This is a genomic window from Vibrio sp. PID23_8 (assembly GCF_003584965.1).
Classification (GTDB): domain Bacteria; phylum Pseudomonadota; class Gammaproteobacteria; order Enterobacterales; family Vibrionaceae; genus Vibrio.
In genome coordinates this window covers 1-25,414 of sequence record NZ_LIXE01000021.1, presented here as the reverse complement: position 1 = coordinate 25,414, position 25,414 = coordinate 1, and the positions used below count along the sequence as shown (strand labels likewise).

The window sequence follows — 25,414 nt, the reverse complement described above, 5'->3', positions numbered from 1 at the left end:
CAATCACCTCAATAGAGTCGCAGTACAACAGGCCATAGATGAGCCAAAAAGGACTATCGACTGTTAAGCTACTCATTTTATCGCAAGAGCGCAAATCGCGTCCGGGATTTTTATCTAAGATGATCGGTTTTTTGCGTGATCATGGTACGTAGCCAAGTTAAAGCTGGGTCATTTTCTCTGTCTCGGTGCCAGAACAAAGTGTATGCCATGGGCGGGAATTCGAGTGGCAGTGGCAGCAATGCCATGTCGTGTTGCTTGGCTGCCAGTTTCACAAAGTGGCTTGGCGCGGTAAACACAAAATCGGTGTAAGAGCACAAACTCGCGGCGCTGTTAAAGTCCGGTACAGTTACCGCGATATCACGTTCGCGACCAATGTCGGCTAAACGATAGTCGAGCAACCAACGGTCATTGCCATCGCAACGTACTTGAACATGACGCAGTGCTAGGTAAGCTTCCAAGTTCCAATTACCACGCAAAGCAGGGTGGTCTTTACGCACGATACACATCTGGTGGTCGCGATAGATTTCCTGCTCGCAAATGTCGTCTGGCGGCAGCATAGTCAGTTTGGCATCGTTGATGTCGATGTCTCGACCTGTCATGCCTAAATCAATTTCACCACGTTGAATCATCTTAAACGTCTGTTCTGACCATGAGTGGGTACTGATGGTTACGCCCGGCGCTTGCTGGAATATCGCCGGCAAGAAGTGGGGCAGGATTAATGGGTAAACACTCTCTACTGCGGCGATTTGGAAACGGTATTCACTACTCTGTGGAGCGAACTCTTCGGGTTGAGTCAGCACCTCAAGTTGGTTTATCAACAGATCCAGTTTCGGTTTGAGGAACAATGCGCGCGGCGTTGGCGTCAATCCATGTGAGTTTCGAGTGAATAGAGGATCATCAAATTGGGTACGTAATTTGGCTAAGGATTTACTCACCGCCGACTGGCTCAAGCACAGTCGGTGGGCGGCGCGAGTGACATTCAACTCTTCAATCAGCACCTTAAAACAGACCAGTAAGTTAAGGTCGATGCGCGCCAGTTTTTCTACGTTCACAGTGATTTTCCCTATTGGAATAATGGTCATGATTATACATCATTTCCATTCATATCATCAGGTGATTAAGCTTTGCGCAAAAGTTCTTGTTCAATTTGGAGTGTTTTGTGTCTAGCCATATTACTAATAGCAAAAAACAGATGGCGCTATTGACCATGTTAGTTCTGTTCAGTCCGCTTGCGATTGATATTTATCTGCCTGCTTTACCCCTTATCGCGTCCACTTTTCAGGTAGAAAATGCACTAGCACAAGACACCATTACTTGGTTCCTATTTGCTATGGGCGTTGGCCAGCTATTCGCAGGCCCCTTGGCAGATAAACTCGGACGTCGAACCGTTGCATTGGGCGGCATCACCATCTACGCATTGAGCGCTGTATTGGCGTGGAGTGCTCAAAATATTGAGTGGATGTTGACGGCTCGTTTGCTACAAGGCTTAGGTGCATGTGCAACATCTGTAGCAGCCTTTGCAACCGTTCGCGACATCTTCGGTCCGGAAAAATGCGGAATAATGATCAGCTATCTTAACGGGGCGATCTGCTTTATCCCGGCATTGGCACCGATTCTTGGTAGCTGGTTAACCCAGCAATTTGATTGGCGTGCAAACTTCAGCTTTATGGCCGGTTTTGCTGTGATTGCGGGTGCGATGATGTTCTTCGGCATGAAGGAAACCAATCCTGCAACAGAAAAGCAGGCGGTATTTAAACTGAGCCGCTACTGGACAGTATTGAGCACACCATCATTCATCTTCCATGCATCACTGTGTTTGATGGCGATGGCTGTGATTCTTGCTTACGTCACATCTGCACCGGTGGTGTTGATGACGGGCATGGGCTTGTCGATGAATGAATTCACGTTTTGGTTTGGTCTCAACGCGGCGTTTAACATTGCAGCTTGTATGTTAGCGCCTAAGTTCATGGATCGTTGGGGCACACATAATTCACTTGTTGTGGGTATCACTATATTGGGCATTGCAGGTGTGGTGATGATGGTAATGCATGAATACGATACAGCATTCTCTTTCATGCTACCCATCTTTATGTCTTCTGTCGGTTTTGCTTGGATTTTAGGGGCGGCGGCAGGTAAAGCACTTGAGCCATTTGGTGATAAGGCTGGTACCGCAGCAGCACTACTTGGCTTGTTCCAGATGAGTGGTGCAGGTTTGTTGGTCGGTACGCTACAGCGTCTATCACTTGATCCACAAACACTGATTGCGATTCATATGTGGGTGTTGCTACCAGCATTGCTGATTCTGTTCACGAAAGCAGGCAAGAACTGGCATACGAAGTTGGTGAATGCATAAAACAGCTCAATTTAGTATTTTCCAATGTAACTAACGCGTGTATATTTGTCGCTTAAACTTTTCTCGACACCACAACGGAACTCAGCAAGTAATGTCGTTAACCACCTATGAAATGGCTCGTATCTTAGAGCAAATGGAAGAATCACCAGAGAAGGTGATGTTTGGCAAGTTGCTAAATGAACTGGGTAATCAGAGCTCAGAGCGTGTTCGTAGTGCGGCAAAGCAAGTTCCATTGCCAATCTTGCGTGACCTTGTGTATCAGTTTCAGCAAGTGATTGAATCGCGTAAAGGCGAGCAAGTTGAGCTGATGGCAAAAGAATTGGCCCAGAAAGGCATTTCAGCAGAAGAGTTGCTGGCTTACTTAAACAAATAAAAAATCCCCCCCCGCAGACGCGGGGATTTTTTTATTTGGCGATCTTGTTTCTCAACCATTGGTCGAGTGAAATTGGTCCGGGTCCCCAGACGATGACGATAAGTATCATCAAGCCCCACAGTTGGTGGTCATAAAACCCTTTCTCCCACAGCAGCGGGTAAGAGATCACGGCGATGATGTTAAACACAAACAAAATCGCAGCCATTGGACGGGTAATCAAGCCAAGCGCTAAGAAAGCAGGTAGCACCAGTTCGGCAGCCGTGCCTAAGTAAGCGGCGAGTTCCCATGGCAGCAATGGCACTTGGTATTCCAACTCGAACAGATAAAGCGTGCTATCCCAAGACGTGATTTTGATCAGTCCTGAATTGAAAAATACCCACGCTACCCAAAAGCGGCAAAATAACAGCATTAAAGGGACAAAGCCTGCTTGTAGGGTACTGATTAAATCGTCATACCGATTGACTAAGTTTTTAACCGTATCCGTCATAGAGTGCTCCTTAAATTGGTTTCAATGTAAAGCCGTCAACGAGATCGAGTGCCATGATGCTATTGAGATGAGCGAGTAAAACTTTAGGTATTACGCTCAAACTCAGCTTCTGCTCTAAACATTGCAGCAGTTGGAAGAGATCGGCATCGAGTGCGTGACATAAGGCTTCTCCATTAGCTTGAATCGAGATAGCACCTTGTTGTAATTGATTGATGTTGAGTTGTTCAAATTGCCCAGTTTGAATCGCAGAAAACAAATCAAACACGGCATAATCGGAGGCAAAACTTCGGCAACCTTGTTTCAGGTGCAATACCAAAGCGGGTTGAAGTTCTTCACTTACTTGACCAAGCAAAGCAAGTGGTTTTATCTCAGCTGAGCGAGGTTCTTCGAATAGGGTTTGTCGGGCGAGATCGATGTACCATTCGAAGCGTGCGACTTCTGGGCAGTAGGGCGCCTGATCGATCACCTGATTAAATTGCATGATGGTGTCCTGAAAGCCTTCGCCATAATGCACCACATTGCCTTCTTCTAATGGGGAAGTGAGTACGTGTTGACGCGCAATCTGTTTAAAGCACTCTTCACCAAGCAATGCTTCCACCATAGGATAGGTTGCCGATAAAACCTCACTCAAACTGACAATGAAGTTGTTGCGGTAAATCTGCATGCGTTCCTCTGCCGTAAACTCTTCACTGGCAATATCGCAATCTTCACCGAGTGCTTGATAGTGCAGAGCTTTAGCAAACTGGCTTTGTAAATTGGCTAGATTCATGATGCCTTCCTTGGCTCGCTTTGTTCACTTGGAAGTGTGCCTTGTAACAGCAGTTGCGATGCTTTCTGGGCTTCTCCGAGCAAGACTTCTGGCGCGGGGATATCCAAATCCCATTCAATCAACGCATGACGTGGACCGTGTTTTTTTGTCCACTGCGCGAACAATTGCCAAACGTCATCGCTGATTGGGCGGCTATGGGTATCAATCCATATCTCACCCTTGTCGAGTTGTTTGATGGTAAAACCTGCCAAGTGAATCTCATCCACTTTGTCGGCTGGCATCGCATCTAGGTAGGTGTCGCAATCAAAACCGTGGTTGAACGCCGAAACATAAACATTGTTTAAATCGAGCAACAAACGACAGTCAGTGCGCTTTTGTACTTCGGTAAGAAACTCCCATTCGCTGATAGTCGAATGTTGAAACTTCACATAACTAGATGGGTTCTCTATCAAGATCTCGCGCTGCAAATAATCCTGCACTTCATTCACGTTGCGAGTGAACACCTTCAGTGCTTCTTCCGTGTAGGGCAGTGGGAGTAGGTCATTAAAGTAGTGACCGCCGTTTTCACTCCAACTTAAATGGTCAGAAACAAGAATCGGAACGATTGAATCAATCAGCGCTTTGAGTTGAGCAAGGTGCTTTTTATTCACACGTTCCACTGAACCAAGTGACAAGCCGATACCGTGACAGCTGACTTGATACTTCTCGCGCAGACTCTGTAGCTGATAGCGTTCTGCCGCATTGGGTTGGAAGTAGTTTTCACTGTGGATTTCTAACCAAGACAACCCAGGAGCGCTCTGGCTGAAATAATCGAGGTGAGGGGTTCTTAGTCCGACACCAACAAGTTCATGGAAGATGTGGTGTTTCACGTGAAACTCCTTTTCAGATTGGACGGGAAAGTAAGGATGCGCGGCTCCGCGACTACGCATCCAGAAACAGCGGCGATAAAAAATTAGGAAGAAGTCGTACTACCGCCAGCAAGTTTGTCGCACAGCCCTTTAGGAACGACGACGAATGCGTCTTTTTGGTTATCTTCTTTCGAGGTACCAGCACAAGAGCTGCTTTTCGTTGCGCAATCATTTTTACCTGCTTTTGCAACGCCGTAGCATTTTTCTTTTTCAGCAGCGACAGCAGGAGCCGAAGTGAGCATCGTGCCCCCTAGAGCGAGTAAACCAGTAACAGCAGCAGTAACAGCAAGATTTGACTTTTTCATAGTTATTTCCTCTGAATGATTTCCTTTACTTTAAGTTGGCAAGGTGAACCGCCTGTTTTGGCGTTTTGTTAACAGCTTACTTAATTTAAAAGATAGGAAATTGACTAAAAAACTTTCAGAAAAACGGAGGAAATGGACGGTATATTGAGTGAATGTCATACAAGGTCTTGATGTTCAGTGCAAAAAAGCCGCAAACTTTTTATCAAGTTTTGTCTAAACAGCACCCAGTTGTTTAGGTTATAATCTATTTTTATGTATAAATAACCAGTAGCTCTCATCATGATGGATCCATCTCTATTACTTGACGGTTTGAACGACAAACAGCGTGAAGCCGTTGCAGCGCCTCTAGAAAACTTGCTCATCCTTGCTGGTGCGGGAAGTGGTAAAACGCGTGTGCTTGTGCACCGTATCGCTTGGTTGATGTCGGTAGAGCAGGCTTCTCCGTTCTCTATCATGTCGGTCACCTTTACCAACAAAGCGGCAGCAGAGATGCGTGGGCGTATTGAAGAGCTTATGATGGGGAGTGCCGGTGGTATGTGGAATGGCACGTTCCACGGCATTTGTCACCGTATTCTGCGTGCACACTATCTTGATGCCAAGCTGCCGGAAGATTTCCAAATCATCGACAGTGATGACCAGCAACGCCTACTAAAGCGTTTGATCAAAGCGCAAAACCTCGATGAGAAGCAGTGGCCTGCGCGCCAAGTTGCGTGGTGGATTAACGGCAAGAAGGATGAAGGTTTGCGCCCAGCGCACATCGATGCGTACCACGATCCAGTCACGAAAACTTACCTACAACTGTACACCGCATATCAAGAAGCGTGTGACCGAGCGGGTTTGGTCGACTTTGCGGAAATCTTGTTGCGCGCACATGAGCTACTGCGTGATAACAAGTTCGTCCGTGAACACTACCAAGCGCGCTTTAAGCATATTTTGGTTGACGAGTTCCAAGATACCAACAATATTCAATACGCTTGGCTGCGTATGATGGCGGGTCCAGAGTGCCATGTGATGATTGTCGGTGATGATGACCAGTCCATTTATGGTTGGCGTGGCGCGAAAATCGAGAATATTGAGAAGTTTACGCTGGAATTCCCAAGTGTGAACACCATTCGTCTTGAGCAAAATTACCGTTCTACCAAGACGATCTTGGAAGCATCGAACGCGCTTATCGCTAATAACACCGAGCGAATGGGTAAAGAGCTTTGGACTGATGGCATCGTCGGTGAGCCGATCTCAGTTTACAGTGCTTACAACGAATTGGATGAAGCGCGTTTCGCGGTTAACAAGATCAAAGAGTGGCAAGACAAGGGTGGTGTTCTGAGTGATGCTGCCATGCTTTACCGTAACAACGCTCAGTCACGTGTTCTGGAAGAAGCGTTGCTTCAAGCAGGTTTACCTTACCGCATTTATGGCGGCATGCGATTCTTCGAACGCCAGGAAATTAAAGATGCGTTGAGCTACATGCGCTTAATGGCGAATCGTAATGATGATGCGGCGTTTGAGCGTGTTGTTAATACACCAACGCGTGGCTTAGGTGATAAGACCTTAGAAACCATTCGTCGTGCCGCTCGTGATCGTGGTTGTACTATGTGGGAAGCGAGTGTGGCGATGTTGGATGAGCAAGTTCTCGCGGGGCGTGCGGCTGGTGCGTTGAGCCGATTTATCGAGCTTATTACTGCACTGGAAGATGACACTATCGAGATGCCACTACACCACCAAACTGACCATGTGATCAGATACTCGGGCTTGTTCACGATGTACGAGCAAGAGAAGGGTGAAAAGTCTAAGGCGCGTATTGAGAACTTGGAGGAATTGGTGACCGCAACGCGTCAATTTGAGAAGCCAGAAGAAGCCGAAGACATGTCACTGCTGACGGCATTCCTTACTCACGCAGCATTAGAAGCGGGCGAAGGACAAGCGGACGAGTTTGAGGATGCGGTTCAGCTAATGACGCTGCACAGTGCGAAAGGTCTAGAGTTCCCATTGGTGTTTATGGTGGGTGTGGAAGAAGGCATGTTCCCAAGTCAAATGTCGGCGGAAGAAGCCGGGCGCTTAGAAGAAGAGCGTCGTTTGTGCTACGTAGGCATGACCCGTGCAATGCAAAAGCTCTACATCACCTATGCGGAAATGCGCCGTTTGTATGGTCAGGATAAGTATCACAAGCCATCTCGCTTTATTCGTGAATTACCAGAAACCTGCTTGGATGAAGTACGTATGAAGGCGCAGGTCAGTCGCCCAACAAGTAGCGGTCGCTTTAGCCAAACCGTGGTGAAAGAAAGCTTTAATGAAACAGGCTTTACGCTCGGTTCTCGCGTGATGCATCCGAAGTTCGGAGAAGGTACTATCATCAACTTTGAAGGCAGTGGTCCACAAAGTCGCGTACAGATCGCTTTTAACGGTGAAGGCATTAAGTGGTTAGTGACTGCTTATGCGCGACTTGAGAAGCTGTAAGGCTTTGAGAAAATCAATAGTTTCAAGGGCTGCTTCGGCGGCTCTTTTTGTTTTTACTATTTGAGCCAATAAAACTTGTTGTCGGAAGGTGTTGTTTGAGGTGGGGCTTTAAAGGGCTTTATCCTATTTCAGGTAAAGAAAAACCCCGAGGGCTTGCGCCCATCGGGGTTATAGTCTTACTCGCAGCAATCCGGCTACTAAGAGTGCTCCATGCATCTAATCCATGATAGTGTGCTGAATCCGTCAGCTTAATCCTTACGTCGCCATCCTAGCGGTGTCCTTGACCTTATCCTGGTCTGCTAACAATCCTCGTTAGCTCTCATCACTTGTTCCCTGAGCGGTGTCCCTGACATCATCCTGATGTTCAAATCCTTGCCTCGTCCAGAGGTGTCCATTTCCCATCCTTAGTAGCAACCATCCTAGTCACTATTGATTCCGTTCAATGTCCAATTTTGCAATCCATGCCCGACCATTCATCCTGAATAATCGTTTCTTCTTCCTGAAGTTCACCAAGTCCTTGGTGTTTCCTGTTCCGTGTCAGCATCCTTCCGACAGGGTTAATATTACCGGTTTAACGTTTGCGAACAATGGTGATAAATCACATTTTTGATTGCCATTATGTTTGAATAAATCACAATTTAAAGCCTAATCAATGGTTTATGTGTCGTCATGACGATTTTTTTTATGAAAAAAGAGAGGTTTGCTCACCCCTTTGTAAGAGATCTCGCACAAAGGGTCGAGCGAAAGACTCTTATTGCCCAATGGCCACGCCTTCACGCCGCGGATCCGCAGCACCTTCAAGGCCTTCTTTGGTAAGACGTATCGCATGCAGTCCAGAATTCAAATTGCGAACATCGGTTTTAAAACCCATCTTCTCTAATTCAGGTTGTAAGCCTTCTGCGATGGTACCTTGCTCAATCTCTAAGGTACCAAACCGATTAAGTAATCGTGGTTGATTAATCGCGCTTTGGATATCCATGTCCCATTGAATGTGGGCGATAATGGTTTGTGCGACGTAACCAATGATGCGGCTGCCGCCCGGTGAGCCAATTGCCATGTAGGGTTTATCATCCTTCATCATAATGGTCGGAGCCATTGATGAACGTGGACGTTTACCCGGTTCTAAGCGGTTCGCGATTGGCACACCATCTTGGTGAGTGCGGAAGGAGAAGTCGGTGAGTTCGTTGTTGAGCAAAAAGCCACGCACCATCAAGCGCGAGCCAAAGGCGTTCTCAATGGTTGTGGTCATTGAGACCACATTGCCTTGTTTATCGACGATATTGAAATGGCTAGTGGAAGGCAGTTCGATCGATTGGTCCATGCTTAAGTTCATCGCATGCGACCACGGTGGATTACCCGCTTCAATCTTACTCAGCGCTTTGCCTACTTGGATTAGTTCTGCACGTTGTTTGAGGTAATCATTATCAAGCAAGCCTTCGGTAGGCATCGGCACATAATCTTGGTCAGCGATGTATTTGCTGCGATCTGCGAACGCAAGGCGAGATGCATCGGCGATCACTTGCCATGATTTCGCACTTGTGGCTCCCCAATCTTTAAGATCGTATTGTTCGGTGATTGCGAGAATCTGCCCAACCGTCAGTGCGCCAGAGCTTGGTGGTCCCATACCGCAAATGTCATAGCTTTGGTAAGCCGCACAAACCGGTTCACGTTGTTTAATTTGGTAAGTGTCAAAATCAGGTTGAGCTAATACACCAGGGTTCCCCGGTGCATTCTGTACTGTCTCGATAATGTCTGTAGCGATATCGCCTTGGTAGAAGGCTTTTGCTCCTTGTTCTGTCATCGCCGTCAGGGTTTGGGCGTATTCTGGGTTCTTTAACAGTGTGCCTTCGGCTTTCGGTGAACCATCAGGATTAAAGAAGTAAGCCTTAGTCGCAGGGAAGCGTGACAGTCGCTTGGCATCTTTCTCAATCAGACTAGCGAGGCGAGGGCTGACTTTGAAACCTTGTTCAGCCAAAGTAATCACAGGTTGGGTGATCTTCTTCCATTCCAACTTACCGTATTTCTGGTGGGTGTCCCACAGCAATTTCACTGTGCCAGGTGTGGCAACGGAGCGACCACCGACAACCGCATCGTAAAATTGCAGAGGTTGTCCTTTTTCATCCAAGAAGAGCTTGGGGGTAGCGGCGAGTGGCGCGGTTTCACGCCCATCATACGTGGTCAGCTTTTGTTTCTCACTGTCCCAATATACTAAGAAGGCACCACCACCAATGCCAGAGGATTGAGGCTCTACCAAGCCTAGCATCAGTTGCACCGCAACCATGGCATCAATGGCATTACCACCTTGTGCGAGGACATTGACACCGGCTTGGGTGGCAAGTGGGTTAGCGGCTGTGACCATGTAGTTTTTAGCTTTAACTAATTGCTTTGTCTCAAAGCCCGTACTGTGTTCCGGTGCAACCGCATCTGCAGCTTGGTTCGCGAGGGATTGGGTGGATAAAACCAAAGGGGAAGTAAGAAAAAGACCCGTGGTCACGAGTCGGTTGAACGTCCAATGCATGATGACTCTCCATGTTGCCAGTTTTGTGTTTTCAGCTTGGCAGTCATGGAGAGCAACGTCGAGTCAGCAATCTTAGAAATGTCGATTGTGCTACGCTTTTAAATCAGTATGTTACCTAATAAAAGAGCTAATGGTTTGGTACAAAATACTGCTGCCTACCAGAGTAAACACCACTCCACATAGACCGTCGATGTAGATCCCCGCTTGCAGCAATTTACGTTGCAGCCGCTGAGTCGACAGCATCCATGCGAGACTGGAGAACCAAAACAGTGACAAACCAAACAGAATCACTAGGGCAATACTTTTGCCTGTCACCGACATACCCACAGGCACTAAGCTCGACATCAAACTGATAAAGAAAACTAAGGCTTTCGGGTTAAGAATGTTGGTCGCAAACCCTTTGGCAAATGCTTGACGCTTGTTACTGATCACTAAGTTGTTTTGCTTCTTAGATTGATCCGCCAATGGATTTTTGATCATTGCGATCACGCCGCGCAAAGCCCCAATACCTAGGTAGAGCAGGTAACTACCACCGAGCAGTTGCACCACGGAATACAACACTGGGTGCTGGTGGACGATATAGCTCACGCCTGTCAGGCTGAACAAGGAGTGCAGCAAAATACCGACAGACAATCCCAACGCGATGTACAAGCCAGTTTGACGACCGTGACGTGTCGCATTTTGTACGACGAGAGCAAAGTCCGGACCTGGACTCATTAGGGCAATAAAGTGAATGCTGGCGAGTGTCAGCAATATGGTGGATTCATTCATAACACATCTCAAATATAACCAATGCGGCTATTGTCGTGGCAAGTCACTTGTGACGCTTGTAAAAAACTGACAGCTTTCTCGGTAAATAAAATTAACGAGTCACTTGAGAAGGGGAAACGCCATAAGTCTGCTTAAACGCTTTGCTGAAATGCGCTTGATCGTAGAAGCCGATCTGATGGGCGACGTCGGTACCGCATTGACCAGATTGCAGTAACTTCATGCCTTGTTCGAGGCGCAGGCGTGCGAACCATGCATAAGGTGTCATGCCGGTCTGTGCTTTAAAATGGCGCTGGAACTGAGTTGGGCTCAGTTGGCACAGTTCTGATAACGAATCCAAACGCACCGCTTGGTCGAGGTTCGCCATCAGATAATCTTTTAACGTCCCAAGCGATTGTTTGCCTAAAGTCACCACTTTTTGTCGCTCAAGTGATCCGTAGCGATCAAAAAGTTGGTTGAATCCTTCAAAAGGTAGGCAATCTTTGGCAAGTTGACTGAGGTTTTCACGGCGAAGCAGCCCGTGTAAGTTGCTAAGTTGTGAAAATATCTGCGGATCCGAGATGATCAGCTCGTTAAAGTGTATTATTTGACCGCTTCGCTTAAGATCAGCCAGATCGCTCAATAGGTGAGGTTCGATCGCAAACACATTCACCTCATAGCCACTTTCGAGTTTAGCTTGCCCGTCATGCAGCTCATCAGGGGGCATAAGGACAATTTGTCCGTGACCGACTTGATGGCAGTTGCCTTGGTATTGGAACTTTTGCTCGCCATGCGTGATCAGGCCGAGATGAAAATCCAGGTGGTAATGCCTTTGAAAAGCAAACTTCTGATATTTCGCCTCAATCAGACTCAAGTTGTTATGGGCGGTTGCGTAGTACTGAATATGTTCCATTAAGTAAAAAAGCTTGGTCACATTATGACCAAGCTTATCCATCAATTTTTAACTTGTCTTGTAAAAAAAGTCATTGAATCTGGATTGCTCTACGCGATTTACGGTTATTACGCAGACCATCAAAGCTAAACACGACTAATGCACCCCAGATGAAAGCGAAAGTGAGCGCTTTATCTGTGGTGAACGGTTCGCCGTAAATCAGTACCGCAAGCAAGAACATCAAGCTTGGCCCAATGTACTGGAAGAAGCCTAGCGTCGAGAGTTTAAGGCGTGTCGCTGCTCCGGTAAAACACAGCAAAGGAAGTGTGGTGATCACACCTGCAGCTATCAATAGGCTATTTAACTGCCATGAGTTATTAAACATATTCGATGTAGGCGTGCTTGCGATGAACAACAGGTAAATAAGGGCGGCGGGGAGTAACATGCACGTTTCAATAAATAGCCCTGTTTGAGCATCAAGGCTGACTTTTTTACGCAGCAATCCATAAATTCCAAAGCTCATGGCGAGTGCAATAGCCACCACAGGGACAGAGCCAAACACAATTAACTGGACCAATACACCACACGCGGCAAGTACAACAGCAAACCATTGCAAATGGCGAAGTCGTTCACCAAGGAAAATCATTCCGAGTAAGACATTGATTAATGGATTGATGTAATAGCCGAGACTTGCATCCAGCATGTGATTGGAGTTCACCGCCCAGATGAAGATCAACCAGTTGGCACCAATCAGCACAGAACTAAACAGTAAGTAGACGATTTTAGTTTTGTCTTTGATAACGCTAAACACTGAGCGCCAACGACGACCAAAATGGAGGAGCGCAGCAAGTAAAAAGAAAGACCAAATGACGCGGTGACTTAAGATCTCTAAAGGCGAGACCTGTGCGATTGATTTGAAGTACATGGGAGCAATGCCCCACATAGTGTACGCACCAATCGCAAGCAAGACGCCTTGTTTTGCACGCTGTTGTTCTTCTAGGGTCATGGAGTGTCACCTAATTGTGTGTTTATAGAGCAGAAAATCAGTATACGAGTCGTGAGTAGAATCACCTAGCAATTTGCGGTTTTATTCACCATCAAACCCCATTACAATGTGCCTTCATTTTGTGTGTTGGTAGCATGCAATAGCACTTCTTTTATGACCCAACCTGAGATTATTCATGACCTCGACCTTGTTAGCCGAACAATCAGATCTGCCTGTAACTCCTCAACGTATGCTGGAGGATGTGTTTGGTTACCAGGAGTTCCGTGATGGTCAGCAACTGGTGATTGATGCGGCGGTAGAAGGTCGCGATAGCTTGGTTATTCTGCCTACGGGTGGTGGTAAGTCACTGTGTTATCAAATCCCTGCATTGGTTCGCTCTGGCATTACCTTGGTGATTTCTCCGCTTATCTCGTTGATGAAAGACCAAGTTGATCAGCTGAAAGCGAATGGTGTGGCTGCTGAGTGCATTAACTCGACCATGCCACGTGAAGAGCTGCTCAGCGTGTATAACCGCATGCATACTGGTCACCTTAAATTGGTGTACGTCTCGCCAGAGCGCGTATTAATGCGTGATTTCATTGAGCGTTTGGAAAACTTGCCGTTGTCGATGATTGCTGTCGATGAAGCGCACTGTATTTCGCAGTGGGGACACGATTTCCGGCCTGAGTATGCTGCGCTTGGCCAGCTGAAGCAGCAGTTCTCGCACGTGCCATTTATGGCGCTGACCGCGACAGCTGATGACGCTACGCGTCGAGACATTCTTGAGCGTCTTCAACTGAGTCATCCAGAAGTTTACTTAGGCAGCTTCGACCGTCCTAATATTCGCTACAACTTGGTTGAGAAGCACAAGCCCGTGTCGCAAATCGTTCGTTATCTTGAAACCCAAAAGGGCAACTGCGGCATTATCTATTGCAGTAGCCGTAAGAAAGTCGAGATGGTGACTGAGAAGTTGTGCAACAACCACATTCGAGCCGCAGGCTACCATGCTGGTATGGATGCTGACGAGCGCGCTTATGTCCAAGAAGCTTTCCAACGTGATGATATCCAAATCGTTGTCGCGACCGTGGCATTCGGTATGGGTATCAACAAGCCAAACGTGCGTTTTGTAGTGCACTTTGATATCCCGCGTAATATCGAATCCTATTATCAGGAAACCGGTCGTGCGGGGCGTGATGGCCTGCCTGCTGAAGCGATGATGCTGTATGACCCTGCGGATATCAGTTGGCTGCGTCGTATGTTAGATGAAAAGGACGACGGTCCACAGAAGCAAGTGGAAAGCCACAAATTAAATGCGATGAGCGCGTTTGCGGAAGCGCAAACATGCCGTCGTCAGGTCTTACTCAATTATTTTGGTGAGTATCGTGATAAGCCCTGTGGTAACTGCGATATTTGCTTAGACCCACCGAAACACTTTGATGCTACCGAAGAAGCGCGTAAGGCATTGTCTTGTGTGTACCGCGTAAACCAAAGCTTTGGTATGGGTTACGTCGTTGAGGTGTTACGCGGGATGCAGAACATTCGTGTGCGCGAAAATGGGCATGATAAAATTTCCACCTACGGGTTAGGGCGTGACCACAGCCATGATTATTGGATCAGTATCTTTCGTCAGCTTATTCATAAAGGCTTGCTGTTTCAAAATATTACGCGTAACTCAACGCTGCAATTAACCGAAGAGGCGCGTCCGTTGTTGCGAGGTGATATATCACTAGAGTTGGCGGTGCCTCGTTTGGATACCGCTGCACGTGCTGCGAAGTCGGATAAACTGACGAGTAAGAATTACGATAAGAAGTTGTTCGCGAAACTGCGTAAGCTGCGTAAGTCGATTGCCGATGAAGATGGTCTGCCTCCATACGTCGTATTCAGTGACGCTACTCTGATTGATATGGCCGAGATTTTGCCAACCTCTTACGGTGAAATGCTAGCGGTAAGCGGTGTTGGTCAGCGTAAGCTGGAGAAGTACGCCGATCCATTCCTTGATTTGATTCAAGAACACATTACTCACCACGGATAAGGAACCAAGATGCAAAAGGAATTTGGCTTAGCGGACTACATGGAACAAGAAGGGCGATTAATCATTACCGCGCCGAGCTTTGACCTTGATACTTTTCCTGCTTTGGGTGAACGTTTAGTTGGACTGCTATCTGCTACTGTGGTTGAAAAACAGTGGGATGCCGACATTCACTCTTGGTTGATTGACTTTGAAGATTGTCGACTGTTTATGAAAGCGGAGCATTATAGTGAAGCGATTTGGTTTGAAGCCTTAGCGATTGAAGAGAGCAGGGAAGAGTTGGATTACCTAGCGGGATTGTTCCAACGCGGCTTCTAGAAACTTTGGTGTATTTACAAAGGGTGTTTCACATGAAACGCTCTTTTTTAAGCCCAAACGTTTGCGTAAAACAGACGACTTGCAGCGAAAAGTGGTTACTGTATAATCACCCACCGTTTAACTCGGAATGAGTTAAGCTATTTTATATTTCATTTTTACATTGTTGGTAAGAGTCGTTTTTTATTAAGCGCTCGATTTGGGTTCCCTCACCCCCAAACCAAACTAAAAAGGTATCGCATGAGTAACTTTACCCCTGCGCAGCAGCGCAACGCCCTTATCTATCTGGCTCTATTCCACCTAGTGATTATTGCATCGAGCAATTACCTAGTTCAGCTACCGTTTACTATCTTTGGCTTCCATACCACTTGGGGCGCATTCACCTTTCCATTTATCTTTTTGGCGACTGACCTAACCGTACGAATTTTCGGTGCGCAAATGGCACGTAAGATCATCTTTTTAGTGATGCTGCCTGCGTTAGTCGTGTCGTACTTCTTATCCGTGGTGTTTTTTGAAGGGCAGTTCCAAGGTTTTTCTCAATTAGGGGAATTCAATCTGTTTGTTGCTCGTATCGCGATTGCTAGCTTCATGGCGTACTTACTTGGTCAGATCATGGATGTGCACGTGTTTAACCGCCTGCGCCAAATGAAGCAGTGGTGGGTTGCGCCAACGTGTTCAACACTTTTCGGTAATGCATTAGATACCGTTGCTTTCTTTGCCATTGCGTTTTACCAAAGCCCAGACCCATTTATGGCGGCACACTGGACAGAAATCGCGCTGGTGGATTACGGTTTCAAACTGATTATTAGCTTGGGTCTGTTTGTTCCAATGTATGGTATGTTGCTTAACTATTTGATTAAGAGGCTGACGGCGGTGAATCCGAACTTCAAAGTAGGAACGACGGTTCAGTCCTAATTTCAGTGGGAACCCCGAAAGCCGCTTGTTTAATTCAAGCGGCTTTTTTGTTTTTGTCGGAAGGGCGTTTGTTCGGTCTGTACAGCGTGGGGAGTAATTAGATTATTGGTGTCCAAAAGCTCCCTAAGCTGTACAAGTGAAAAATGAATAATAAAAAAAGGCCCCGAATGGGACCTTTAACGAAGTATTTAGCAATCGTGCTAACTAACAACTCACTATGCTTAACGGCCAGCCGATGTCAGTCTGACGGTTAGCTTCGATTTCCAACTCTGCGGCGGTTAGCGGATTTGCCGCTAACCATGCTGCATCAATACTGAGTGTTAGTTTGTCGTCCTCTGCTGTTAGCGTCACTTTAGGCTCTAAATCAGGGGTGCGGCGATGGCTAAGTAGAACAGCAAGGCGCAATAAACGAAGGACACGCTTACCGCTGGTACCTGACATGGCATGTTGTTCAGGTAACGAGGTTAGTTGCTCTCGGTAACGGCGAGCAATTTCGCCGATAAAGAACTTCTGCGCGCGCGTGTAACCTGGCAAGTCCAAATGCTGAAGTAGGTAGGCGCTGTGCTCCCCACCTTTTTTGAAATCGATGGTTAAACCGATTTCGTGCAGTTTGGCGGTGGTTTCTAGTAGCATTTTGCCCTGATGCTCTGCGACCCACACATTGCCGCCTGCTTGATCGAGTAGCTTACTCGCGAGGCTCGCGACTTGCTCACCATACTGGCGATCCAATTGGTAACGAGTTTGTACGCTGCTAATCGTACGGGCACGAATATCATTCTGACGCAACTCTTCGACCATTCCGTACACGAGACCTTCACGTAGTGCACCGCCAGCAAGAGTCATAGCATCGATTTCTAGCAGTTCGAAAATCGCGATCAAAATGGATAAGCCACTTGGAAATACCAGTGCGCGTTCAAGGGTTAAACCTTCGATATCAAGCTCTTCTAAGTGATCGGCCTGCATAGCTTGTTTTTGTAGACGCTTCAGCTTGGTGTGAGTAATGACCTCATCCATACCTTGTGTCAGCATAATTTCTTGTAATGCTTGAACCGTGCCTGATGCGCCAACACAAATATCCCAGCCGAGATCAGTATACTGCTCCAGAATCGGCTTTAGGGTTTGTTTCGCGCCTTCAATCGCGGCTTCGAAATTACGCGCATTCAACTGACGGTCTTTAAAGAAGTGCTCTAACCAAGTGACACAGCCCATTTTTAAGCTAGTTAGCGCTTTAGCCTCAAAGCCTTCACCGATGATCAGCTCAGTACTCGCACCGCCGATATCGACTACTAGGCGACGGCCACTACCTCCAGAAGTATGAGCAACGCCCTTATAGATAGTGGCAGCTTCTTCTTCGCCACTAATCACTTCGATAGGCTGACCTAAAATTTGGTTTGCTTTCTCTAAAAAAACATCCGCATTGATAGCTGTGCGCAATGTTGCGGTACCGACAATACGGATGTTTTGTTTAGGAATATCCTGCAAGCGTTCTGCAAATAGACTTAAGCAGTCCCATCCTCGCTGCATAGCTTCCATACTAAGAGAGTTACGTTCATCTAAGCCCGCAGCAAGACGAACTTTGCGCTTAATTTTAGCCATGGTTTGAACGCTGCCATCGATATGACGCACAACGAGCATGTGAAAACTGTTCGACCCGAGGTCGATGGCTGCGTATAGCGGTGATGATCCTGCTTGACTCATAAACGACTTCAGTTTCCTTTTATGATTGTTTTGGCGCTGATTGACGTGGTTGACGAGGACGGCGTCCTTGCGGCTTACGGTTACCAGAGCGCGTGCCACCGGTATTGGTACGACGTTGCTGAACACGAGGCGCACGCATACGGATTGGTTCTGGCAGATCTTGGATCAGAGCCGATGCATCGTAATCCGATACTGGGATTGTATGTTCGATGTATTCTTCAATCGCAGGCAAGTTGATTGCGTACTCTTCACAAGCAAAGCTGATTGAGTGACCACTTGCACCTGCACGACCAGTACGGCCGATACGGTGAACGTAATCTTCACAATCGTCTGGTAAGTCGTAGTTGAATACGTGTGTTACCTGAGGAATATGTAGGCCACGAGCAGCAACGTCAGTTGCAACTAAAAGGTCTACTTCACCGCGAGTAAATTGTTCAAGAATCTTTTCGCGTTTTTTCTGAGGAACGTCGCCGGTCAGTAGACCAACACGATGGCCATCTGCTGCTAGATGACCCCAGACAGATTCGCACTTATGTTTGGTGTTGGCGAATATGATCGCGCGATCTGGCCAGTCTTCTTCAATAAGAGTCTGAAGTAGAGTCATCTTGTCTTCGTTAGAAGGGTAGAACAGCTCTTCTTGGATACGGTGACCGGTTTTTTGCTCAGGCTCGACGACAACATGCTCAGGGTTGTGCATATGTTCAAACGCTAATTCTTGTACGCGGTACGACAGCGTTGCTGAGAACAGCATGTTTAGACGCTCTTTTGGTTCAGGCATGCGACGGAATAAGAAACGAATGTCCTTAATAAAGCCAAGATCGAACATTCGGTCTGCTTCATCCAACACAACAGCTTGAATGTTGTTTAGGTTGAATACGCGCTGCTTGTAAAAATCAATGATACGGCCAGTGGTACCAATCAGAATGTCTACACCGTCTTGTAGCTTAGACAATTGCTTATCGTAGCTCTCGCCGCCATAAGCTAATGCCGCTTTTAGACCTGTACTCGCAATCAGAGGTTCAGCATCATTAAAGATCTGAATCGCTAATTCACGTGTCGGTGCCATAATAATGGCGCGAGGCTGGGTTGGTTGGCGACCTTCAGGTTCTGGTGTCGTCAGAAGGTGGTTGAAAGTAGCAGTAAGAAACGCGAGCGTTTTACCAGTACCCGTTTGGGCCTGGCCTGCGATGTCTTGGCCGGTGAGCAGTACCGGCAACGCCAAGGCTTGGATAGGGGTACAATATTCGAACCCTTTTTTATCCAATCCTTCAATGACTTGGGGCTTTAAATCCAAATCGGCGAACTTTTGCTCTGTGATATGCGTCTTTTTCATGACTATAGAATATCAGCTAAAGCTTGCAATACGAAAGTAAATACATTCCAATAGGGCATCTAATTACTGGTTATCATCCAACCAGTTTCTAAAAACACATTGGAGTGGAAGATGAGTGATAAGATTTTGCAGCTTACTGATGATGGTTTTGAAAACGATGTAATCAATGCTGCAGGCCCGGTTTTAGTGGATTTCTGGGCAGAATGGTGTGGTCCTTGTAAAATGATTGCGCCAATTCTGGACGAGATCGCTGATGAATACGCAGGCAAGCTCACTATCGGTAAACTAAATATTGACCATAACGCAGGCACACCGCCGAAGTTTGGTATTCGCGGCATTCCAACGCTACTGTTATTTAAAGACGGTAACGTAGCGGCAACGAAAGTTGGTGCTCTGTCTAAGACTCAACTAAAAGAGTTTTTGGACGCAAATCTATAATCACCACGTGATTACAAATAAAACCGTGCAATGTAACAATGCGCGGTTTTGTTTTTCTAACTCTGGACTAGAATAGTAATTAGTGCTAACTTATCGTGCGTTAATTGAACAAATTCTCTTCTTGGTCGATCCTGAGACCAAATCCATCTTAACTAGAAAACAGATCTTATTTTGACTAAACAAGAATCCACCACCATGAATCTTACCGAACTGAAGAACAGACCTGTGTCTGACCTTGTAAAGCTTGGCGAAAGCTTAGGGCTTGAGAACCTAGCGCGCCTGAGAAAACAAGACATCATCTTCGCAATTCTTAAAGCGCACGCGAAAGGCGGCGAAGACATCTTTGGCGATGGGGTTCTGGAAATTCTGCAAGACGGCTTTGGTTTTCTACGCAGTGCAGACAGCTCATACCTAGCAGGTCCGGACGACATCTATGTTTCACCAAGTCAGATTCGTCGCTTCAACCTACGTACAGGTGATTCGATTGCCGGGAAAATTCGTCCACCAAAAGATGGCGAACGTTACTTTGCACTATTAAAAGTAAACACGGTCAACCACGATAAGCCAGACAACGCGCGTAATAAAATCCTCTTTGAAAACCTGACTCCTCTTCATGCCAATGAACGTATGGTTATGGAACGTGGTAACGGTGCGACTGAAGATATTACCGCTCGTATTCTTGATTTGGCTTCACCAATCGGTAAAGGCCAGCGTGGCCTGATTGTTGCTCCGCCTAAAGCGGGTAAGACAATGCTTCTGCAAAATATTGCACAAAGCATCGCATACAACCATCCTGAGTGTGAGTTGATGGTACTTCTAATCGATGAACGTCCAGAAGAAGTAACCGAGATGCAACGTCTAGTTAAAGGTGAAGTGGTTGCTTCTACGTTCGATGAGCCAGCGTCTCGTCACGTACAAGTAGCAGAAATGGTAATCGAGAAAGCAAAACGTCTTGTTGAGCACAAGAAAGACGTCGTTATCTTGCTTGACTCTATCACTCGTCTAGCTCGTGCATACAACACAGTAGTGCCTTCATCAGGTAAAGTACTAACAGGTGGTGTGGATGCTAACGCACTACACCGTCCTAAGCGTTTCTTCGGTGCAGCTCGTAACGTAGAAGAAGGCGGCAGCCTAACTATCATCGCGACAGCGCTAGTAGACACGGGTTCTAAGATGGATGAAGTTATCTACGAAGAGTTCAAGGGTACAGGTAACATGGAACTGCACTTGAACCGTAAGATTGCGGAGAAGCGCGTATTCCCTGCGATTGACTTCAACCGCTCAGGTACTCGCCGTGAAGAGCTACTAACTAAGACTGACGAACTACAGAAGATGTGGATTTTGCGTAAGATTGTTCACCCAATGGGCGAGATCGACGCAATGGAATTCCTAATCGATAAATTAGCGATGACGAAGACCAACGATGAGTTCTTCGATGCAATGCGTCGTCAATAGTCTCAGATAAGCCATTCTGTAAATAGCCACCGCATATCGGTGGCTTTTTTATTGCTTTCTCCTGATAGAAACAGCAGAATGAAGAAAATGTTATCGGGAGGTTAACATGCAACACGGAATGTTGTCGTCATTACTCCTGAGCTTGTCACTTATGGTGCTACCCGCAACATCATCTGCGAAGGAAATGCAGGCATCAGAGGTAGAACAGTGGCTTCAGGACACCCAAATACAAACGAAAGTATCTGAACTGCTTGATTATGCGGTCAGAGACGAGGTCGACTCGCTTAAATTTGCCCTTGATCGACTTGCTTTTCCTCAACAAGAAGTCGCCCGCTTTCTGTTGCTCAACAAGTTTGAGCAGCAAAACATCATCCTAACGCCAAGAATGGCCATCTTTGTTGAATCTCAAATTAGCATCATACCGACTTATCAAATGCTTGAACGTGGAGATGGTTATGAATTCAGTGTCCCAGCATTTAATTTTCCTGCGATCGCGAGCCGTCAGATCAAGCGCTGGAAGCAAGACCAACGCACTTTAGAATTTGTCTTAGAAGCAGAGCGCGATGAGTTGAACCTCAAAGAGTGGCTGACTGGCACATCGTCACAAGTGCAGACTCGTGAAGCACTGCTTATTCGAGAACTGGATAGCTTGTCACCAAGTGCCTTAGAGGCATTAACCAAGCAGTTGACTCACGCCAATGTGACCAGTTGGTTACCATCGTCAGCGGTAGTGGCTCGTTTGGCTCAAGTAAGCCAAGATGAAGCCATGTACGATATGCTATGGCGAATGCGAGCGGATTATAATGGTCAAACCGAGTTGGGTCGCCTTGCAAACGTCGGTGATGAGTTTTCATTACAGCAACTGATGAACTCAACCGTCAATCCAACGTTAAAGCCGTATGCCATTGAGCTACTGGCCCGGTCCAATCCACTCACTCCTGAGGTAAAACAGTTCTTAGTCGCAAAAATGGCGTTATCAGAAGAAGCAACATTGGTAGCAAGAGAGTTAGCGAAGCAAGGCCATCATTCTTGGCTTGAAGAACTGATCTCAAGCAACCGGAAAGTTCAAACCCGTCAGATTGAAAACGTTTTGAAGTAACCATTCTTGGCGTTACCTAGCTCACATACCCACACAAAATAGGGGGATCTTAGCGTCTTCCTATTTGTTATACTGCGGACAGTTTAATCAGCCAATATGAAGGCCTATGAGTTTTAAGGATTTACGCGAATTTATCGATCATCTAGAACAGAAAGGTCGACTTAAACGCATCACTCACCCCGTCGATCCCGCTTACGAAATGACAGAAATCAGCGACCGTACCTTGCGTGCTGGCGGTCCTGCACTGTTGTTTGAAAATCCAATTGGCTATGACGTCCCCGTCCTGACTAACCTATTTGGTACGCCAGAACGCGTTGCGATAGGTATGGGGCGCACAGACGTTAAGGAATTACGAGAAGTAGGTAAGTTGCTGGCTTATTTAAAAGAGCCTGAGCCGCCAAAAGGCTTTAAAGATGCTTTAGAGAAGCTCCCTGTATTCAAGCAAGTGCTTAATATGCCAGCTAAGCGCCTGCGTAAAGCGCCTTGCCAAGAGGTTGTTTGGCAAGGAGATGACGTCGATTTGGATAAAATCCCAGTGATGAGCTGCTGGGCAGAAGACATTGCCCCGTTGCTGACTTGGGGTTTAACGGTAACTAAAGGTCCGTACAAGAAGCGTCAGAATCTAGGTATTTATCGTCAGCAAAAAATTGCCAAAAATAAAATTATTATGCGTTGGCTTGCTCACCGTGGTGGTGCGTTAGATCTGCGTGACTGGATGGAAACTAACCCAGGTAAACCTTTCCCAGTATCAGTCGCTTTTGGCGCTGATCCCGCAACCATTCTTGGTGCAGTGACACCAGTGCCAGATACATTATCGGAATACGCGTTTGCAGGTTTGCTGCGCGGAAGCAAAACCGAAGTGGTGAAATCGGTCAGTAATGATCTAGAAGTACCTGCGAGTGCAGAAATGGTGATGGAAGGGTACATTGATCCGAACGAGTTTGCTGATGAGGGGCCTTATGGTGATCACACTGGCTATTACAACGAAAAAGAGAAGCATCACGTTTTCACTATTACGCATATTACTATGCGCAAAGACCCCATCTATCACAGCACCTACACAGGTCGTCCGCCAGATGAGCCGGCAGTATTGGGGCTGGCGCTGAACGAAGTCTTTGTGCCAATTTTGCAAAAGCAGTTCCCAGAAATTGAAGACTTCTACCTGCCACCAGAAGGCTGTTCATACCGAATGGCAGTGGTAACGATGAAGAAGCAGTATCCAGGTCATGCGAAGCGCGTGATGATGGGGGTGTGGTCTTTCTTACGTCAGTTTATGTACACCAAGTATGTCATTGTGTGTGACGAGTCGGTTAATGCTCGAGATTGGGATAGTGTCGTTAAAGCCATGACAGAGCATATGGATCCTGTGCGTGATACTTTGATGATTGATAACACGCCGATCGACTCACTTGACTTTGCGTCACCAGTGGTTGGGTTAGGGTCCAAAATGGGCTTAGACGCGACCATTAAATGGGATGCTGAGCTAGTAACACGATCTCCAATCAGTGAACGTGATAACAAAATCATCACTGAAGCGGATCTGGAAACACTAAAACAACAACGCCCGGAAATTGTCGACATCTATCTACCATCAACGGCGAACAATCAGTTTGCCGTCGTTACGATGAAGAAAGACCAAGCGGGTCAATCTCAAGCGTTGATGGAATGCTTATGGGATTTCTTTGCTCAGTATACAAATAATAAGTTCATTATCTTGTGTGATGATGATGTGAATGTGCGAGATTGGAATGACATCATTTGGGCGGTGACAACTCGAATGGATCCGGATAGAGACACCGTTCAAGTTCCAGGAAAGACCGAAAGTTCATCTAAGTTAGGGCTGGACGCAACCAATAAGTTCGAATCTGAAGTCACGCGCGAGTGGGGGGTGCCTATCAAAAAAGATCCTAAACTTGTGGCTAAAGTCGATGAGATTTGGGACCAGTTAGGTATTCTATGAGTCATCAAGTCCACCTTCTACCAATGGACGTTACGTTCCAAGTAAAAGAAGGGGAGACCGTGTTGGAAGCTGCGCTCAACAACAATATTCGCTTCCCACACCGTTGCCAAGTTGGCGCTTGCGCCATGTGCATGTGTAAAAAGCTAACGGGCGAGGTGAGTTATCACCTCGAACCTATGCTAACCGAAAAAGAGCAACAGCAAGGTTGGATATTCCCTTGCCAAGCCTATACAGAAAGTAATTTAGTGCTTACTTTTGATGAGTAAGCGAGAGGAACACCATGACCATCCAATGTAAAGTAAAGTCTATTCAGCCGTTAGCTTGTAATACTTACCAAATCCTTCTTCACCCAGAATCACCAGTACCTTTTAAAGCTGGTCAGTACTTAATGGTTGTCATGGGTGAAAAAGACAAGCGTCCTTTTTCTATTGCAAGTAGCCCTTGTCGTCATGAAGGCGAGCTTGAGCTACACATTGGTGCGGCTGAACATAACGCTTACGCGTTAGAAGTCGTTGAAGCAATGCAAGCGGCGCTAGAAACAGATGGTCATATCGAAATTGATGCACCACATGGTGATGCGTGGATTCAAGAAGAAAGTGAGCGTCCACTATTATTGATTGCTGGTGGTACAGGCTTTAGTTACGTCCGTTCTATTTTGGACCACTGTATTGCCCAGAACAAAACGAACCCTATCTTCTTATATTGGGGAGCACGCGATAACTGTCAGTTATATGCAAAAGAAGAATTGGTCGAGCTTGCCGATAAGTTTGCTAACGTTCACTTCGTTCCTGTAGTAGAAGAGGCTCCTGAGGGTTGGCAAGGTAAAATCGGTAATGTGCTGCAAGCGATAAGTGACGATTTCGAAAGCTTAGAAAACTACGATATCTATATTGCTGGTCGCTTTGAAATGGCGGGAGCAGCACGTGAGCAGTTTACTCAGAATAAGAAAGCCAAGAGTGAGCGCATGTTCGCAGACGCTTATGCGTTCATTTAACAACAGGTTTTGAGGCATAAAAAGAGGATTTTTTATCCTCTTTTTTGCTTTTCTGATGAAATAGTCAGCGAACGGCTGTTTTTTCCCATTTTTTTTCAAAAAAAGGTTGCGAACGGATCTGAGTTCCCTATAATGCGCATCCACCGACACGGCAGGCGCGATAAGGCTTCGGCAGGGTCGGAGAGGTGAAAAGCTTCTGAGAAAATAAATTGAAAAAGTGTTTGACTCTCTCAATTATCTCGTTAGAATGCACCTCCTCTCAGAAAGAAAGTTTCTGAGCAAGCTCTTTAACAATATAGACCTATCAATCTGTGTGGGCACTCGTTGATGATAATCCAATTAGAAACTTCGGTTTCAAATTAGGTTTCAATGAACTGAGTGACCAAT

General features: G+C 46.6%; 23 protein-coding genes. 12 read left to right on the top strand and 11 right to left on the bottom strand.

Annotated features, from left to right (window positions below):
* Window positions 1–110 precede the first annotated feature (110 nt).
* Window positions 111–1,052 carry a LysR substrate-binding domain-containing protein gene (locus tag AK966_RS19085; RefSeq protein WP_119464734.1) on the bottom strand — a complete coding sequence of 314 codons (942 nt, stop codon included), beginning with the start codon at window positions 1,050–1,052 and terminating at the stop codon, window positions 111–113.
* 107 nt (window positions 1,053–1,159) lie between these two features.
* On the opposite strand from AK966_RS19085, the gene AK966_RS19080 reads away from it, so the two are divergent.
* Together AK966_RS19080 and AK966_RS19075 are read left to right on the top strand one after the other, a co-directional pair.
* On the top strand, window positions 1,160–2,353 hold the full coding sequence (locus AK966_RS19080) for a multidrug effflux MFS transporter (protein WP_220473360.1): 1,194 nt from the start codon (window positions 1,160–1,162) through the stop codon (window positions 2,351–2,353).
* A gap of 91 nt (window positions 2,354–2,444) precedes the next feature.
* Window positions 2,445–2,726: a hypothetical protein gene (locus AK966_RS19075; RefSeq protein ID WP_099081024.1), complete on the top strand. Its 282-nt coding sequence runs from the start codon at window positions 2,445–2,447 to the stop codon at window positions 2,724–2,726.
* 31 nt (window positions 2,727–2,757) lie between these two features.
* On the opposite strand, the gene AK966_RS19070 is transcribed toward AK966_RS19075, so the two are convergent.
* From AK966_RS19070 to AK966_RS19055, 4 genes are all read right to left on the bottom strand, one after another.
* Complete coding sequence (locus tag AK966_RS19070; protein WP_119464727.1) at window positions 2,758–3,213, bottom strand: DoxX family protein; 456 nt, start codon at window positions 3,211–3,213, stop codon at window positions 2,758–2,760.
* Between the two features lie 10 nt (window positions 3,214–3,223).
* Window positions 3,224–3,982, bottom strand: a complete 759-nt coding sequence (locus AK966_RS19065; RefSeq protein WP_099081022.1) for a DNA-binding domain-containing protein — start codon at window positions 3,980–3,982, stop codon at window positions 3,224–3,226.
* Window positions 3,979–4,851: a DUF692 domain-containing protein gene (locus AK966_RS19060; RefSeq protein ID WP_099081021.1), complete on the bottom strand. Its 873-nt coding sequence runs from the start codon at window positions 4,849–4,851 to the stop codon at window positions 3,979–3,981. The genes AK966_RS19065 and AK966_RS19060 overlap by 4 nt, the downstream gene beginning before the upstream one ends.
* Window positions 4,852–4,934: 83 nt before the next feature.
* Complete coding sequence (locus AK966_RS19055) at window positions 4,935–5,195, bottom strand: DUF2282 domain-containing protein (RefSeq protein WP_099081020.1); 261 nt, start codon at window positions 5,193–5,195, stop codon at window positions 4,935–4,937.
* Between the two features lie 279 nt (window positions 5,196–5,474).
* Here AK966_RS19055 and uvrD point away from each other — a divergent pair, with 279 nt between their 5' ends.
* Window positions 5,475–7,649, top strand: coding sequence for a DNA helicase II (gene uvrD, locus AK966_RS19050; RefSeq protein WP_099081019.1), 2,175 nt, complete (start codon window positions 5,475–5,477; stop codon window positions 7,647–7,649).
* Window positions 7,650–8,400: 751 nt separating this feature from the next.
* Here uvrD and ggt read toward each other — a convergent pair.
* The 4 genes from ggt to rarD form a co-directional block, all read right to left on the bottom strand.
* A complete protein-coding gene (ggt, locus tag AK966_RS19040; protein WP_119464726.1) occupies window positions 8,401–10,167 on the bottom strand; it encodes a gamma-glutamyltransferase in 1,767 nt (588 codons plus the stop codon).
* A gap of 111 nt (window positions 10,168–10,278) precedes the next feature.
* Window positions 10,279–10,938 (bottom strand): LysE family translocator, encoded by a 660-nt coding sequence (locus tag AK966_RS19035; protein WP_099081017.1) that lies wholly within the window; start codon window positions 10,936–10,938, stop codon window positions 10,279–10,281.
* A 91-nt stretch (window positions 10,939–11,029) separates the two neighbouring features.
* Window positions 11,030–11,827, bottom strand: coding sequence for an AraC family transcriptional regulator (locus tag AK966_RS19030; RefSeq protein WP_172438195.1), 798 nt, complete (start codon window positions 11,825–11,827; stop codon window positions 11,030–11,032).
* 70 nt (window positions 11,828–11,897) lie between these two features.
* Complete coding sequence (gene rarD, locus AK966_RS19025) at window positions 11,898–12,812, bottom strand: EamA family transporter RarD (protein WP_119464725.1); 915 nt, start codon at window positions 12,810–12,812, stop codon at window positions 11,898–11,900.
* A 175-nt stretch (window positions 12,813–12,987) separates the two neighbouring features.
* Here rarD and recQ point away from each other — a divergent pair, with 175 nt between their 5' ends.
* From recQ to AK966_RS19010, 3 genes are all read left to right on the top strand, one after another.
* Complete coding sequence (recQ, locus tag AK966_RS19020; RefSeq protein ID WP_099081014.1) at window positions 12,988–14,823, top strand: ATP-dependent DNA helicase RecQ; 1,836 nt, start codon at window positions 12,988–12,990, stop codon at window positions 14,821–14,823.
* 9 nt (window positions 14,824–14,832) lie between these two features.
* Window positions 14,833–15,138, top strand: coding sequence for a DUF3630 family protein (locus tag AK966_RS19015; protein WP_119464724.1), 306 nt, complete (start codon window positions 14,833–14,835; stop codon window positions 15,136–15,138).
* 237 nt (window positions 15,139–15,375) lie between these two features.
* The gene (locus AK966_RS19010; protein WP_099081013.1) at window positions 15,376–16,050 is read left to right on the top strand and encodes a 7-cyano-7-deazaguanine/7-aminomethyl-7-deazaguanine transporter; all 675 of its coding nucleotides are present in this window, start codon (window positions 15,376–15,378) and stop codon (window positions 16,048–16,050) included.
* A 204-nt stretch (window positions 16,051–16,254) separates the two neighbouring features.
* Here the strand turns inward: AK966_RS19010 and gppA are convergent, their stop codons facing one another.
* Complete coding sequence (gppA, locus tag AK966_RS19005; RefSeq protein WP_099081012.1) at window positions 16,255–17,748, bottom strand: guanosine-5'-triphosphate,3'-diphosphate diphosphatase; 1,494 nt, start codon at window positions 17,746–17,748, stop codon at window positions 16,255–16,257.
* Window positions 17,749–17,767: 19 nt separating this feature from the next.
* Window positions 17,768–19,081, bottom strand: coding sequence for an ATP-dependent RNA helicase RhlB (rhlB, locus tag AK966_RS19000; protein ID WP_099081011.1), 1,314 nt, complete (start codon window positions 19,079–19,081; stop codon window positions 17,768–17,770).
* 111 nt (window positions 19,082–19,192) lie between these two features.
* Here rhlB and trxA point away from each other — a divergent pair, with 111 nt between their 5' ends.
* The 6 genes from trxA to fre all read left to right on the top strand — a co-directional run bounded on the left by trxA (window position 19,193) and on the right by fre (window position 25,027).
* Window positions 19,193–19,519 (top strand): thioredoxin TrxA, encoded by a 327-nt coding sequence (gene trxA, locus AK966_RS18995; RefSeq protein ID WP_099081010.1) that lies wholly within the window; start codon window positions 19,193–19,195, stop codon window positions 19,517–19,519.
* Window positions 19,520–19,714: 195 nt separating this feature from the next.
* Window positions 19,715–20,974: a transcription termination factor Rho gene (rho, locus tag AK966_RS18990; protein WP_099081009.1), complete on the top strand. Its 1,260-nt coding sequence runs from the start codon at window positions 19,715–19,717 to the stop codon at window positions 20,972–20,974.
* A 106-nt stretch (window positions 20,975–21,080) separates the two neighbouring features.
* Window positions 21,081–22,073: a hypothetical protein gene (locus AK966_RS18985; RefSeq protein ID WP_099081008.1), complete on the top strand. Its 993-nt coding sequence runs from the start codon at window positions 21,081–21,083 to the stop codon at window positions 22,071–22,073.
* 106 nt (window positions 22,074–22,179) lie between these two features.
* Window positions 22,180–24,033: a 4-hydroxy-3-polyprenylbenzoate decarboxylase gene (gene ubiD, locus AK966_RS18980; RefSeq protein WP_119464723.1), complete on the top strand. Its 1,854-nt coding sequence runs from the start codon at window positions 22,180–22,182 to the stop codon at window positions 24,031–24,033.
* Entirely contained in the window at window positions 24,030–24,299 is a 270-nt protein-coding gene (locus AK966_RS18975; protein WP_009696789.1) for a 2Fe-2S iron-sulfur cluster-binding protein, read from the top strand. Before ubiD ends, AK966_RS18975 begins: the two co-directional genes overlap by 4 nt.
* 14 nt (window positions 24,300–24,313) lie before the next feature.
* Window positions 24,314–25,027 (top strand): NAD(P)H-flavin reductase, encoded by a 714-nt coding sequence (gene fre, locus AK966_RS18970; protein WP_099081006.1) that lies wholly within the window; start codon window positions 24,314–24,316, stop codon window positions 25,025–25,027.
* The last annotated feature ends 387 nt before the right edge of the window (window positions 25,028–25,414 follow it).